Origin of the sequence: Sinomonas terrae, from assembly GCF_022539255.1 — a bacterium.
Lineage (GTDB): Bacteria > Actinomycetota > Actinomycetes > Actinomycetales > Micrococcaceae > Sinomonas > Sinomonas terrae.
Genome location: NZ_JAKZBV010000002.1, coordinates 167,337 through 181,276, shown reverse-complemented (window position 1 = coordinate 181,276; position 13,940 = coordinate 167,337). Strand labels below are relative to the sequence as shown.

Genomic DNA, 13,940 nt, shown 5'->3' with positions numbered 1-13,940 from the left:
AGCGCCAATGCAGGTCTGAGGGCTTCGACGGCGAGGACTGCTCGGCGTGCTGACAGGGGAGCATTCCATGCTGTCGTATTCGCGTCTGCTGCGAACATGTCATCCTCTGATGGGAAAACGCGTTATCCGTTTCCTCGCTTATCTTGACTCCTTTGGTGGTCCCCTCAGAGGCAGACGGGCAGCCATGCGCCCAGGAAGCTCGGGGTTGGAGATCCTCGGTGGTGCGGCGATTGCGCCGTGATCTAGCGGCCGGAGTTCTTCAGCGCGACGTAGTCGGACATCGGCACCGCGGCGCGGGCAGCGTGCTGGGCGATGATTCCGGGGCTGTAGCCGAGCAGGTCCATCAGGGTGCGGGCGTCGACTTCTTGGGTGAGGTCGCGGAGCGTGGCGTTGCGTGCTCGTTGGGCGTCGATGCCGAGGACTCTGAGGCGTTCGGCGAGGGTGCCCGGGTGGAGGTGCCGGCCTGCGCGGGTGCCTGGGAAGAGCCAGTCGGTGCCGGTGTTGGCGGTGTTGCGGTTCCCGGGGTTCTGCGATTGTTGCCAGAACATCTCGGTGAGTGCCGCGGGTACGGCCGCCGGGGTCATGCCGAGCTTGATGAGCATGCCTTCCGGGGTGGTCGTGAGGTGATCTCGGCGGAGCATGACGATCTTGTTCAGCGGGTGTGCCCAGAGCAGGAGGATCAGCCCAGCGAGGCGCGTGGATCTGACCACGTGGTGGTGCTCGAGGCAGTTCCGGACGAGCTCTCTCCGCTGGGTTTGGGTGATCATCGGGATGCTCTGGGCGCTGCGGAACGGGGCGTCGAGCCCGGAGGGGCGGCCACTCTGTTGCCTGTTGAGCCAGCGGACGAAGTTCCGGACGGCCTTGCGGGTGCTGGGGCCGCTGCTGAGGTAGTCGTCGACGTGGGACTGCTGGAGGTCGTCTGCTCCGGCGTTGTGGTGCTGCCGGAGCCAGAGGAGGAACTTCCCGGCTTCGGTGATGTCCTGTTTGGCGGCGTGGGTGACGGTCTCGAGGTTGGTCTCGGGGTCTGCTGCCCTGGCGCGGACTCGTTTGAGGTGGTGCCAGGTGGCGAAGCGCTCGATGAGCCGGCTGGTCCCGTCATCGGGCAGGGCGTCGATTCTGGCGGCGATCCATTGTTCGAAGCGTGCGAGGTTCTCGTTCCCGCGGGCGGTCATCATGCGGTGGTGGACAAGCAGGGCGCGCAGGTGCTCTGCGGCGGCGGAGCGGGGGAGTGCGTCGAAGGCCTCGTGGGTGAGTGCGAGGGTGCGGTTCCCGATGGACTCGAGGAGTTGCCGGGCCTTGGTGCCTGGGCGCATGTAGGTGTAGATGCTCTCGGGTCGCCCTGTCTCGGTGAGCAGGCTTATGAGGCGGTGGAGTCGTAGGTCTTCGCCGGGTTTGAGCACGGCAGTGAGGTCGTCGGCGAGGGCGCACCTGACGCACAGGCCGGCACGGAATCTCTCTGCTTCGCGTTCGCAGCGGGTGCATGAGAGGTCGGTGGCGATGCCGGCGCAGTCGCGGCAGATCGGCTCGCCGGTGGCGGGGGAGCGGCCGGGGAGCATCCTGTCCTCGCGGCAGTCCGGGCAGGTGCCGTAGGTGTGGGTGGCCTGGGTGAAGCAGGCTCCGCAGACTGCCCCGTCCGGCCAGCGGACCCGGATCTTGGCGACATGCTGCTGGCACCGGTCGCACAGGTGGCTGCCTGCCGAGCGGGGCCGGCCTCGCTTGTTCTGCGGTGCGAAGTTCTCGAGTGTGGGCGGGCGCGCCGATCCGTTGCCTCCGGTTGCCGGGCGGCCGGGGTCACTCATCGTCTTCGACGATCCGTGCCCGGACAGGCCTGTACTGGCGCAGGTCGGGGATGTCGTCCCCGGATGCCTTGCGGCGCTGTCGCACCGTCCTGGCGTCGGTGGCGGTGTAGGCGATCAGGTCGTTGGGGGTGACGTCGAGCGCGTCGCAGAGGGCGACGAGGACTTTGAAGGAGATCCGCTCGGGCTCCTGGGTGACGATGCGCCAGACGGCGTTGGCGGTGAGGGTGATGCCGCGCTCGTGCAGGAGCTCGGCGAGGTCCTTGGCTGTGTGGACGCCGCGGCGTGCCATGATCTCGCGGACGCGCCAGGTGTAGGTGATCTCGCGTCGGCTCATGGGTTCCTCCTCTGTGCCTGCAGTCCGAGGGCTGCCTGGATGGTGCGTTCGTGGGCCCGTTCGAGGGCGAGGCGCTGGTAGTCGGGGGAGGGCATGGTGTAGCCCGAGGTCGTCGCGGCGTGCTCGTGGCCGAGCTGGAGCTGGACGAAGGCGACGTCGAAGCCCTCTCCGGTGATCAGGTGGGTGGCGTAGGAGCGGCGGAAGGAGTGCAGGTCGAGCCCGGGCGGGAGGTGTCAGATCTTCTGTGTAAGGGGTGACGGCCGGATCTGAAGGGATCAGGATCATGACCATGACAGAGGACGAGGAGCAGGGCCGGCGCCGCTCGACGGCCGAGGTCGCCGCGGACCTGGAGGCCTCCGGGGCCCTGGACGCTCTCTTCGCCAGGATCGACTCGGGCGAGGTCCAGCTCACCGGCGACGGGGGCCTGCTGCCCGGGCTTCTCAAGGCGGCCCTCGAGCGCGGCCTGCAGGCGGAGATGAGCTCCCATCTGGGCTACGAGAAGGGCGACCCGGAGGCAGCGTCGTTCCCGAACTCGCGCAACGGCACGAGCCCGAAGACGGTCGCCACCGAGGTCGGGGATGTGGGCCTGGAGGTGCCGCGCGACCGGGACGGGACCTTCGCCCCGCGCCTGGTCCCGAAGGGATCCCGGCGTCTCGGGGGCCTGGACGAGATGATCATCTCCCTCTACGCCGGCGGGATGACGATCCGGGACATCCAGCACCATCTCGCCTCCACCATCGGCACCGAGCTCTCGCACGAGACCATCTCCAAGATCACCGACGAGATCCTCGAGGAGGTCCTGGCCTGGCAGCGGCGCCCCCTGGAGGCCTTCTACCCGGTGGTCTACCTGGACGCCCTGGTCGTCAAGGTCCGCGACGGGGCCCACGTGCGCAACAAGGCCGCATCGCCGTCGGCGTGGACCTGGAGGGCATCAAGCACGTACTCGGGATCTGGGTCCAGGCCGCCGAGGGCGCCAAGTTCTGGGCCGGGGTCTGCGCCGAGCTGGCCAACCGCGGCGTCGCCGACGTCCTGGTCGTCTGCTGCGACGGCCTCACCGGCCTGCCCGAGGCGATCGAGGCCACCTGGCCGGGCTCGATGGTCCAGACCTGCGTCGTGCACCTGATCCGCGCCGCCATGCGCTTCGTGAACTACGGCCACCGCAAGGCCGTCGCCGCCGCCCTGAAGACCGTCTACCAGGCCCCCGACGCCCCCACCGCCAGAGCCGCCCTGGACGCCTTCGCCGCGAGCGAGCTCGGCAAGAGGAACCCCAACACCGTCCGCGTCTTCGCCGACGCCTGGGAGCGCTTCACCCCGTTCCTGGCCTTCCCGCCCATGCTGCGCCGCGTCATCTACACCACCAACTCCATCGAGTCCCTGAACTATCAGCTGCGCAAGATCATCAAGAACCGCGGCCACTTCCCCAACGACGACGCCGTCGTCAAGCTCCTCTGGCTCGCCATCTGCAACATCGAGGACAAGCGCGCCCGCGACCGCCAGCGCGAACGCGACCAGAACGTCCCCTCCGACAAGCGCCACGCCGACGGACGCCTCGTCGAAGGCCAGGTCACCACCAACTGGAAGCAGGCCCTCGCCCAGCTCGCCCTCGCCTACCCCGACCGCATCAACCCCTACCTATGACCCCGCCCCTTACACAGAAGACTTGACAAGCTCCCCGGGCGGGAAGCCGAGCTCGTCGACAAGGTCGCGTAGCCTGCCGATCAGGTGGGACTCGCCCACGATCGAGCCGCCGCTGGTGGGGAAGAGGTCGGTCACGGGGTGCCCGTAGCGGGGGAGCCCGTTGCGGATCCAGTCCTGGATCATCTCCACCGACCAGGGCCAGACGGTCAGGACCGAGCGGGGCTTCTTCGCCGAGCCGCGGTGCGACTTCCCCCAGCGCACGCGCAGCACGCCGTGGTCGCCGAGGTAGGGCGCACGCGCGTTGCGGGAGAAGTCCACGACCTGCAGGTGGCGCAGCTCGTTGGCGCGCAGGCCCCAGCCGTAGGCCGTCTTGAACGCGATCGCGTCCCGCCACGCTGCCAGGGCGCCCTTGCGGCCTGAGTCCAGGATCCGCTCGACCTCCAGGTCGGCCAGGTCGAAGAGGTCCTGCAGCTCCCGCTGGGTGAAGGGCCGCTTGGCCGGGCGCGCCTCGGAGGGCTGGGCGTGGGTGACGCGGTTCAGCTCGGTGACGATCTGGGCGAAGACCTGCCCGAACAGCTTCGCGCTCTGCTCGCACCAGTCGTAGTGCGGGTCGCAGGCGTACTCGCAGAAGAGCTTGATGTGGCCCTGGTACGAGCGAACGGTCCCGTGGGAGAGGTTCCGAACAGCCCTGGCGTGGGAGAAGAAGTCGTCGGCGTCCCCGAGGGTCCATTCCCACGGATAGCGGCCGGAGAAGTCCACCAGGCTCATCACCACGCTCCGACGGGTCCGGATCGTCGCCGACGCGAAGTCCTTCGCCCGCTGCTGACGGCCCCAGCCGTCCAGGACCATGCCGAGGAACGCATCCGGGTCTGGCGCCTGCCCGCCGAACGGGGCGAAAAGCACATTCTTATCCTGGGCCATCGACCGTCCTCAGCACTCGAAACGTGATTGCGATACTCGCACACAGATTGCGAGAACCGCAATGCACCACACCGAATCCGCACGTCAGAAGCCGAATCAGCCCAGATTTCTTGGGCTGGCCGACACCCACGGGCACCACAGGGCCGAGGCGCTGCCGTACAGAGAAAGTGCAGGTCAGAAGCCAGTTGAAGGTAGGCAGAGGATCGTTACCCGAAACCTCACGATGTGCGAAGAAGGCACACGGAGTCTTTTCTACTGGCACCCCTGCGTATCAGGTTTGGGCGTAATCAACACACATGACAGGGGCTCGCCTTGAGCCTGAACTTCAGGACGCTGCCAGCCGTGAGCGTTTCCGGACGGCGACGAGTCCGACTATCAGAAGCGATACCCCGGCCGCCAGGACCGGCAGCGAAAAGATGGCGAGAACGGTCGGGAGCCCATTCGGTCCGATGAAGTCGAAAGGGTCGTGCTCATCGGGGTGAAGGATCCACTCTGCGGTTGGTCCCAGTTCCGAAGGGTCATTCGAAAGGGCAAAGGCCTGGAACGTCTCGCCGGCCGAATAGGTCTGGTCGCAGGACGTGGGAGTAGAACTGCTCTGTTCTTTGCCATGCCAATCGAAGGCCACGCGCAGACTCTAGGCTATTCCGGCACCCGTCGGGCGTGAGGCGATTCAGCGCGGTGCCGGTCACGGGCACCGCCGTTCCCTGCGGCTGCATTGAGGAGGCTGTCAAGCCTGCCCGCCCAAAGCACCGAGGCAGGGTCAGGATCGCACCCCAGAGGATCAGGCGGGCTCCTGGCCAAGTACCGAGCCGGGATGGATGGTAGGAAGGCGTTCGACTCATACCTTAGCCACCACGATATGACCGCATTCGAAAGGGGATAGTGCAGGGGCGGAAGATCTTGGTTCCCCCCTCTGGCGCCCGACCTCGCTGTCGGGGAGCAGATGTTGTCGCCGACCGGATTGCTGCTCGCTTTGCCCATGCGTCCCCCTCCGCGTTCGTTGAGACCGGAGACTACCTCCTTCTAGGGCCGAGTGACAGGCCGCTTGAGATCCGCGTATCGAGCCCAGTTCTCTCCGGCTGCGTTGGCGTGGAGGAAGGCGACTTGGTAGCTGTAGCCGAGGGCGTCGGCGACCACGGACGGGGGCATCTGGGTGACGAGGTCGTCCAGTGCCCGGTTCCGGGCTCCCTGCAGGTCGATGCCGAGGGAGCGGAGCCTGTCCATGATGGTGTTCGGGTGCAGGTGGTGGCCGGCGCGCGCTCCGGGGAAGAGCCAAGGGCTCTCGGTGACACCGGTCCTCAGGTTGGGCCTGTGTCAACGGCCAGTTGGTTTTCCCCGTGGACGGCCAGTTGTTTTCCCCGGTGGCGGCCATCTTTCCTCCCCACGTATGGCCAGTTGATTCCCCGGTTCGGGTTTGGACTGTCTGTCGGGTCAGCGGAAGGGCGTCACCCCCTTGCCGGAGGCGGCTTGGGCGAGGCGGTAGGACTCGCCCTTGGTCTCGACCCGGTGGGCGTGGTGCATGAACCTGTCCACCGTCGCGGTCGCGATGGTCTTGGGCATGATCTCGTCGAATCCGGCCGGGGCGAGGTTCGAGCTGACCGCCATCGCCCGGCGCTCGTAGGCGGCGTCCACGAGGCGGTAGAACCCCTCGGCGGCGTCTGGGGAGACCGGGAGCAGGCCTATGTCGTCCACGATGATCAGATCGCTGCGCACGACCCTGGTCAGGGCCCGGGCGATGGAGTCGTCGGCGCGGTGCTTGCGCACCAGGGCGCCGAGATCCTCGATCCCGAACCAGGACACGATCATGCCGGCCTCGACTGCCGCGTGGCCGAGCGCCTCGCAGAAGTGCGACTTCCCAGTCCCCGACGGCCCGTAGATCGCGAGATTCTCCCGCCGGCGGACCCATTCGAGGGACTTGAGTGCTTCCTGGGTCGGGCGCGGGATCGGGGAGAGCTCCTCGTCCCAGTCGCCGAAGGTCTTCCCTGCCGGGAAGCCGGCGGATTTGCGGCGGGTGATCAGGTTGGCGCGGTCGCGGCCGGCGACTTCCTCCGCGAGCAGGACCCGCACGAGCTCGGCCGGGTCCCAGCGCTGGCCTTCGCGGTGGGGATCAGGTCCGTGAGCGCCTTGCGCATGTGGGGCAGCTTCAGCCGGCGGGTCAGCTCCAGGGCCTCGGCCAGCGGGTCGCCGTGGGCGCGGGCGACCACGGTCTGCCATCGTTGTGATCGTCACCGGTCCTCCTCCTCGCCCGTCATGTCGGCGGCGGCGGGCTCTGAGCCATCGAGGCGGCCCCAGCCGCCCGTGCCCGGCTGGAGGGAATGGGCCTCGGAGGCCCGGGAGGGCTCCACGTGGGCGAGCCCGGCCTGGTAGCCCAGGATCGAGACCAGGTCCCTGTCGGCGAACCTGCCCGTCGTCGCGGCCGTGCCCAGGGCCCGGTCGACCTGGTCGGTGCCGTAGAGCTTGGCGAACGCAACGGCCTCGGCCATCTTCGCGCGGATCCGCCTGGCTCCCGCGGCGGCGGCCTCGACCAGCCACGCCTTGGCACCCGCGCCGAGCATCAGGAACGCTGCCTCCTCCGGGGTGGTCGCCCTGGGCTGGCGGTCCGCGGCCTCATCCGCCCGGGGCGGGTAGTGCGCGTCGTCCAGGACTGGGGTCCCGGGACGCCCGGTCGCATGCCGGCCACCTCGCGGGCCTCCCCGCGCTCGGCCACGGAAGTGACGATGACCTCCTCGCCCGCCTCGCGCAACCCAGACCCTGGTGTTGGGCCAGCTCGTGCGGGACGAGTACCGGACCCGTTCATCGACACGGTCGCGTCCCAGTTCACCCGGCGGGTGGTCCCGAACACCACCGTGAACGGCGCCTTCGGAAGCAGATGCAGCCGCTCCCGCTCCGCAGCGAGCATCGCCGCCGGCGCCTGCCGTGTCTCCCGGTGCGGGCGGGCGTTGACCTCGTCGCAGAAATCGTGGCACGCCTTCTCCAACTGCCCGAAGGTGCGGTACTCCTCGAGCAGGTTCGCCGCCGTGGGCACCAGATCCGCCTTCGAGATCCGCACCGTGGACTCCGAGCCGCCCTTGGACTGCGGGTCGGCGGGAACGCAGGTGCGCACGGTCATCCCGTAGTGGCGGCCCATCTCCACGATCTGCGGGTTGCGCACCGCGACCCTGGCGATGTGGTCGGCGGTCACGGTGCGCTCGTTGTCGGTCAGCGCGAACGCCGGGACCCCCGCCCATCCTGCGCAGCGTGGCATCCATGCACGCCACGACCGTCGGCAGGCTCTTGTCCCAGATCGGGATCACGACGCGGAACCGCGACCACGCCAGCCACGCGCACCACAGCAGCGTCGCCCGGCCCCCCGATCCTCGGCCCCCATCCGTAGTCCCACTGCAGCCACAGCCCAGGCTCGACGATCCAGGGGCGGAACACGCGCCGCCGCCCCGCCGCGAACTGCGCCTTGGCCTCCGCGACCGTGCGCCTCGTGGTCCTCTCCGCGCCGGTGAACCCCATCGCGACCAGCCGCTCATGGACCACATCCGCCCGGACCCGGCCTCCCGAGCGCTCGACGAGTTCTTCGATCTTCGGCAGGAACCCGTCGATCGGCCTGGCCCGCTGCCCCTTCTCGCGATCCGGCCCTCCGGCAGCCCGCAGCTTCACATACCTGGCCACCGTGTGATGGTCACACCCCGCGAGCTCCGCTGCGGCACGGTAGCTGCCGGTGAGGTCATACGCCTCAAGAATCTCCATGATCTCCTCGTTGCTCTTCATCCGCGATCATCACCACGACCGGCGGAAGGAATCCCGCACCCGGGGAGAACAACTGGCCGTGGACGGGGAGAAAGAACTGGCCGTCAGCGGGGAACTATCTGGCCGCCAATGGGGAGAATCTCATGGCCGCTGACAGGCCTGCACTCGAGGTGATCGAGGAGCAGGTCGCCGAACGGTGCCGGGACGGGGACGGGGCGGACTCCGAAGGTGATGTAGGTCTGGCCCGTCGCGGGATCGACGGTGATCGCGTCGGCGCGCAGCGCTGCGACGCGGACGAGGGGCTGGGCATAGAGCAGCAGGAGGATGCCTGCGACGCGGTAGGGGCGGGATTCGCTGGTTCCCGTGAGGAGCTCACGGAGCCAGGCGAGCCGCCGGTCCTGGGCGAGGGTCGGCCGTGATTGGGCCGTGTAGTAACCGATGTCGACGCTGGTGTTGAGCCGGGTCTTGCGGGCGAAGACGAAGAAGGTGCGGATCAGCTTGCGGGTGGTGGGGCCGCTGGCTCTCCACTCGTCCGCGTCCTGCTGGGTGCAGCTCGCGGCGTTGCGGTGGTGGGTCTCCCAGAGCCATTGGAGGAATTTGGCGGTCTCGGTGATCTCCTGCTTGGCGGAGTGGACCGGTCCTCTGGCCGGGCTCTCCGGGGTGGCGGTGGACCGGATGCGCCTGAGGTGGTGCCATCTGGCGAAGTGCTCCACTGGTCTGGCGACTTCGGTGCCAGGGGGCGGAGCTTGTCCTCGATCCAGGCCTCGAACCGGGCAAGGTACGGGTCCTGGTAGGGGAGCAGGCCATGGTGGACTAGGAGGGCGCGGAGGTGGTCGACGGCGCGCGCCGCGGTCGGGATGTGGGTGTCGAGGCCTCCGTGGGTCAGGGACGTGGTCCCCGCCGCGAGCGAGGCCAGGAGAGTCTGGACCTTGGGGGAGCGCTTCCAGGTGATGATGCTCTCCGGGCGCTCGGCCTGGCAGAGGACGTCGACGAGCCGTCCCATCGCCGCGGGATCCGCCGGTTCGGCGAGGAGCAGGGCGGTGAGGTCGTCTCGGAGGGAGCAGCGGGCGCAGGTGCCGTGCCGGTAGGGCTCGGCCTCGGTCCCGCAGCGGGTGCAGTGGAAGTCGTGGGGGATGCCAGCGCAATGGGCGCAGCGGGGCCCGTCCTCGAGGTGGGGCGGGCCGGGGAGGAGGCGGTGCTGGCCGCAGCCGGGGCAGGTTCCGTGGGTCCGGGTGGCGGTGGTGAAGCAGGGGCCGCAGACCTTCCCCTCCGGCCACCACACCCTGGCCCTGCCGGCGTTGCGGCCGCAGCGAGCACAGAGAGTAGTGCCGGTGGTGCGGGGCCGTCCGCGGGTGGTCGTGCGCGGGTTCAGGCCTGCCGGCTCAGTGGTCATCGTCGATGATGCGGGCGCGGCGTGGGCGGGCGGCGCGGTTGAGGTCGACGACGTTGGGGGATGAGGCGGTTCCGGTCCTTCGGGCCTTCACGTCCGCTGCGGTGACGGTGATGAGGTCCTCGGGGCCGCAGGAGAAGATGTCGCAGATCGCGGCGATCAGCTGCAGGGCGACACGTTCGGGCTTCTGGTTCACGAGCCGGTAGACCTGGGGGCGGGAGAGGACGATCCCGCGCTCGGCGAGCAGCGGGATGAGGTCGGTGGTGTTGTGCAGACCGCGGGCGGCCATCAGCTCCGCGAGCCGCCACCGGTACTCGACCTGCCGCTTCACCACTCGCCCTCCGGATGCCCGAGGGCCTCGTCCAGGGTCCGCTCGAGCCCTTCCCGTAGGGTCTTCGTGCGGAAGTCGTCGCTGACGAACTGGTAGATGCCGGTGGTGGAGGCGTGCTCGTGCCCCATCTGAAACTGCACGAACCTAGGATCCCATCCATCCTCCAGAAGATGGGTCGCATAAGACCTCCGCAGCGAGTGCAGGTCCAGCCCGTCTGCCGGGATTCCGAGCTCGGCGACGTAGCGGCGCAGCCGCCGCAGGAGGGTGGATTCGCTGATCAGCCCTCCGCGTTCGCTGGGGAACAGGTCGAGGGTGTCGAGGGTGCCGCGGCCGTTGGCCAGCCAGTCCTCGAAGATGCCGGGGGTCCAGTCGAAGACGGTCAGGACGCTGCGGGGCTTGGGAGGGGAGGCCCGCCGGGACTTGCCGAAGCGGACCTTGCACACCCCGAACTTCCCGAACCGGCGGGCGTGCGGATTGGTGGCGAAGTCGACCACCTGAAGGTGCCGGACCTCGTTGAACCGCAGCCCGTAGGAGTAGGCGGCCTTGAGCATGACCGCGTCGCGGTAGGCTGCCTGCCAGCCCTTGTTCCCGGAGGCGGCGGCGCGCTCGACCTCGTCGTCCGCGTGGTCGAAGAGCAGCTGCAGCTCCCGACGGGTGAACGGGCGCTTCGCGGGCCGGCCCTCGAACTCCTGAACATGGGCGGCGGTGTTCCACTCGAAGAACACCTGGGCAGGGTGGGTGCCGAAGAGCTTCTCGCAGTGCCGGTCCCAGCCGTAGTCCGGGTTGGCGACGTACGAGGTGAAGGCCCTCAGGGCGGACTGCTGGGCCCGGACCGAGGAGTGGGCGAGGTGCTTGATCGAGCGCAGGTCGCCGAAGTACTCCTCGACGTGGGCCGGCGTCCAGTTCCACGGGAACTCGTTCATGTGCTCGACGAAACGGCTCACGTAGCGGATCCGCTGGGCGATCGTGTCGAACTGGAGGTTGCGCGAGAGCTGCTGGTTGCGCCACCCGTCCAGCATCTCCTTGAAGGTGTGCTGCTCGGGATGCAGCAGCGGGACCGAGCCCGCCACAGACAGCACCCGACCCGACCGGTCCACACCCAATTCCTGCCTCCAGACGCCGCTCAACAAACGAATCAATGATTCATCAGACGCAACATCAGGGCAAATCCCCACGTCAGAGGCCGGTTCTCTGGACAAGCAAGCTCCCGGCCAGTCCTCGTGCGGAAGCCGAGCCCGGCCTGAAATCAGGGCCGGGATCAGCCCCAGATCCGCACAACTCCGGGCACCAGGGGCCGTCCCGCGTCAGTGCTGGGCGAGGAGGCAGTGTGATTCATCAGATGAGATACGCAGAGTACTGCTTGACATAATATCCGTTATCGGCCTTCGGCCTAGGCTCTCGCTAAACGTGAGAATCGTGCATCTTGTTGAGCATTGTGGCCGCTCTGATGGGCGAGGCCGCCTCTAGGATTTGGCCGCACGACAGCCTCAATGAAATGGTCCGGCAGCCCGTTGTCAATGATGAGCCGAGGCCGCGGCCCGAGCATCTTTGCGGAGGCGAGCGTAGTTCGCCTCGTTGGCAAGGTCTTTGCGTCGATTTCCGTCATCTTCGCTCAGCCACGCCTGAAAATCCGTTCCCGCCCGTTCAATCGCGTCAACCGTCCTCTCGTCTTCTGGCAACGTTGCCTCGATCCACAGTTCCTGCATCTCCGCTTCGGCGAGGACGGGGGCCGACATTTCACGGAAGTCGCCGAGGGGCAGGCTGAGTCTCGTGTTGTGGAAGACGAGGCGCTGTTGGAGCACATGGATGCCGGGATGGGACAGGGAGGCGATCCGTCGCTGAATCGTGAGTTCCGCTGCTGCGACTGCAGTGAGATCGACGAACCTCGTGGCGTACCAGATTCCGTCTTCGTGCAAATCCGGCAGCGGCATGACTCGTCCATGCCCGTTCCAGTCTGGCACCTTCTGGTAGGAGGTGATCGGTGCGACCTGTATCCGCTCATTTAGTACCGGACCCCGTCTCATTGAACACGGGTGAGTAACTATCTGAACCTCGAAGGGCTCGTCTCCGAATCCGGCCAAGAGGACACCCTCGAAGATGTCACCTTGAAGGATGGGGCGACAGTACGAGACCTGTCCTCGCTCTTCATAGAGGTCATCCGGCTCGATCGAGTCCATGCTCTGCGGTCACTCAACCTCTCCGACGGAGCGATCGCTGCCCCTCAACATCAAGGAACACCTCAAAGTCACTGCGCTCCTCGCGCCAGCCAGGCATCGCAGTATCAAGCACCTGCTCCGCGTCTTGGCGTTGCTCAACAAGTTCAAGCAATGCGTCAGGGTGCCCCTTGATGTAGAGGTCAATCGGACGGATGTGGTACCCGGGCGGCAGCGGCAGTGACATCTCCATCCACTGGGCGGGCTCTGCCACGCCCTTTTCCTCAAGCAGGTCCAGCAGTGCCGCGATGCGGGCCAGTCTTTCGCGGCTGTCCCCAGTGGCGGTCCCACCCTTACGCCACTTGCGGACAGCGGAAACGCTTACTCCAGCGGCGCTGGCGATATCTGTCCACCCCATTCCGCGTGAGAAGGCAAGTTCATCGAGAAGCGCGGGAACGTCGAGTGCGGTCGCTTTCTTGTAGGAACGATCGTCCAGGTCAAGGTTTCGCGTCTGTTCGTGAAGCGACCTCATATCGCTGTGCAGAAGGTCGACGTCCGTACGAAGCCAATCAGCACTGATCGACCGGGCAGAGGTTGAATCCACCTCGCCGTAATTCCGGATGCTCCCCGACTGTCCAGTGGCCATCGATGCCTGCACTTTTGTGAGTGTCATCGTCGGCTCCTTTCTCGAAATAGGTCGCGGGCCTTGTCGGTGATGACGTTCTGGAACGTTGCGCCGGCTGGCCCGTGAACTGCATCTAGTGTCCGTGCTACCACATTGACGTCGAGAAGCGTCGCCGCTTGCATGGTGAAGTCCTCGTACCCGTCGAAGTCCAGCACGAACAGAGGCAACTCTTGGCTGAATGGACGGCGGATCAGGTCAGAGGAGACAACGACAGCGCCGCTCTGGAGGGCGGCGAACCGAAAGTTCAGACCGCGCCTATTCGTGAGGTCGTAGGAGATGAACCCTTCAGCTCGCACTATCGGCGCATCTGAGGGTCCAAGACGCAACTGATCCACAAGACGGTTATCGATCCATTCTCCCCACTCACGCGCATCGATTGTGGGCGCAGAAGGAACGCGAATCTCGTCGAGGTATCTGAGACCAATTCTCTGTATCGCCGGGGTGACTCGGGATTCAACAAGCGCTGATGTGCAAGCGAGCACGGCCTCACGAAAAGAGCCAAAATCTGTGTAGTCAGTGGTCTCGAATGCTAGGCGGTCTGGAAAGAGGGTCATGGCCGATGTGCTCGCCACATTCTTCATCGTTCTGCCCGAGACGAATTGAACTTGGGGCTGTTGCCCGGGCACTACGACCTGCACGTTCAGGGCCTGCTGGTGTTGAACCTGGATTGGAAGCAGATGCTCCAGGGCAACAGCGATCCCGTCCAACGTCTCCTGCTGACGCAGTCGAGGGGCATCCGTGAACCGGATCTCTGCCGCTACCAGAGCCAGAGGCGAGTTAGGGAAGACTTCGCGCTGTGGGTACATAGTCCGTTAACCTATCGTTCCGACACTTAGAATGGTACCTCCACCTGCACTAAAACTGACACCAAATCTAGCATCGCTTCCTAGGCCCCTATGTGCCACGCATGGTAAGCAGAGAGCACCAATCGCGGCGACCTAAGGCCGACCT

At 66.7% G+C, this 13,940-nt stretch carries 13 protein-coding genes and 2 pseudogenes; 1 reads left to right on the top strand and 14 read right to left on the bottom strand.

Features of this window, described 5'->3' with window-relative positions:
- Positions 1-242 precede the first annotated feature (242 nt).
- The 3 genes from L0M17_RS21680 to L0M17_RS21670 are packed head-to-tail and all read right to left on the bottom strand — an operon-like array spanning position 243 to position 2,345.
- Positions 243-1,799 (bottom strand): site-specific integrase, encoded by a 1,557-nt coding sequence (locus L0M17_RS21680; RefSeq protein WP_241056689.1) that lies wholly within the window; start codon positions 1,797-1,799, stop codon positions 243-245.
- On the bottom strand, positions 1,792-2,133 hold the full coding sequence (locus L0M17_RS21675) for a helix-turn-helix domain-containing protein (RefSeq protein WP_241056690.1): 342 nt from the start codon (positions 2,131-2,133) through the stop codon (positions 1,792-1,794). The genes L0M17_RS21680 and L0M17_RS21675 overlap by 8 nt, the downstream gene beginning before the upstream one ends.
- The gene (locus L0M17_RS21670) at positions 2,130-2,345 is read right to left on the bottom strand and encodes a tyrosine-type recombinase/integrase (RefSeq protein WP_255733305.1); all 216 of its coding nucleotides are present in this window, start codon (positions 2,343-2,345) and stop codon (positions 2,130-2,132) included. The genes L0M17_RS21675 and L0M17_RS21670 overlap by 4 nt, the downstream gene beginning before the upstream one ends.
- A 71-nt stretch (positions 2,346-2,416) precedes the next feature.
- Between L0M17_RS21670 and L0M17_RS21665 the strand changes: the two are divergent.
- Positions 2,417-3,771, top strand: a pseudogene (locus L0M17_RS21665) (IS256 family transposase).
- A gap of 9 nt (positions 3,772-3,780) precedes the next feature.
- On the opposite strand, the gene L0M17_RS21660 reads toward L0M17_RS21665, so the two are convergent.
- The 11 genes and pseudogenes from L0M17_RS21660 to L0M17_RS21610 all read right to left on the bottom strand — a co-directional run bounded on the left by L0M17_RS21660 (position 3,781) and on the right by L0M17_RS21610 (position 13,795).
- Entirely contained in the window at positions 3,781-4,692 is a 912-nt protein-coding gene (locus tag L0M17_RS21660; RefSeq protein WP_241056700.1) for a tyrosine-type recombinase/integrase, read from the bottom strand.
- A gap of 325 nt (positions 4,693-5,017) precedes the next feature.
- Positions 5,018-5,317 carry a hypothetical protein gene (locus L0M17_RS21655; protein ID WP_241056699.1) on the bottom strand — a complete coding sequence of 100 codons (300 nt, stop codon included), beginning with the start codon at positions 5,315-5,317 and terminating at the stop codon, positions 5,018-5,020.
- 398 nt (positions 5,318-5,715) lie between these two features.
- Positions 5,716-5,916 (bottom strand): hypothetical protein, encoded by a 201-nt coding sequence (locus tag L0M17_RS21650; protein ID WP_241056698.1) that lies wholly within the window; start codon positions 5,914-5,916, stop codon positions 5,716-5,718.
- Positions 5,917-6,123: 207 nt separating this feature from the next.
- The gene (istB, locus tag L0M17_RS21645) at positions 6,124-6,921 is read right to left on the bottom strand and encodes an IS21-like element helper ATPase IstB (RefSeq protein WP_308196925.1); all 798 of its coding nucleotides are present in this window, start codon (positions 6,919-6,921) and stop codon (positions 6,124-6,126) included.
- Positions 6,918-8,451: pseudogene (gene istA, locus L0M17_RS21640) on the bottom strand (IS21 family transposase). Before istA ends, istB begins: the two are co-directional and overlap by 4 nt.
- 83 nt (positions 8,452-8,534) lie before the next feature.
- Positions 8,535-9,143: a hypothetical protein gene (locus L0M17_RS21635; protein WP_241056696.1), complete on the bottom strand. Its 609-nt coding sequence runs from the start codon at positions 9,141-9,143 to the stop codon at positions 8,535-8,537.
- A 669-nt stretch (positions 9,144-9,812) separates the two neighbouring features.
- The gene (locus tag L0M17_RS21630) at positions 9,813-10,151 is read right to left on the bottom strand and encodes a helix-turn-helix domain-containing protein (RefSeq protein ID WP_241053865.1); all 339 of its coding nucleotides are present in this window, start codon (positions 10,149-10,151) and stop codon (positions 9,813-9,815) included.
- Positions 10,148-11,254 (bottom strand): tyrosine-type recombinase/integrase, encoded by a 1,107-nt coding sequence (locus L0M17_RS21625; RefSeq protein WP_308196852.1) that lies wholly within the window; start codon positions 11,252-11,254, stop codon positions 10,148-10,150. Before L0M17_RS21625 ends, L0M17_RS21630 begins: the two co-directional genes overlap by 4 nt.
- A gap of 411 nt (positions 11,255-11,665) precedes the next feature.
- The gene (locus L0M17_RS21620) at positions 11,666-12,328 is read right to left on the bottom strand and encodes a hypothetical protein (protein ID WP_241056695.1); all 663 of its coding nucleotides are present in this window, start codon (positions 12,326-12,328) and stop codon (positions 11,666-11,668) included.
- A gap of 13 nt (positions 12,329-12,341) precedes the next feature.
- A complete protein-coding gene (locus L0M17_RS21615; RefSeq protein WP_241056694.1) occupies positions 12,342-12,977 on the bottom strand; it encodes a helix-turn-helix domain-containing protein in 636 nt (211 codons plus the stop codon).
- Positions 12,974-13,795 carry a TIGR04255 family protein gene (locus tag L0M17_RS21610; RefSeq protein ID WP_241056693.1) on the bottom strand — a complete coding sequence of 274 codons (822 nt, stop codon included), beginning with the start codon at positions 13,793-13,795 and terminating at the stop codon, positions 12,974-12,976. Before L0M17_RS21610 ends, L0M17_RS21615 begins: the two co-directional genes overlap by 4 nt.
- Between the last annotated feature and the right edge of the window lie 145 nt (positions 13,796-13,940).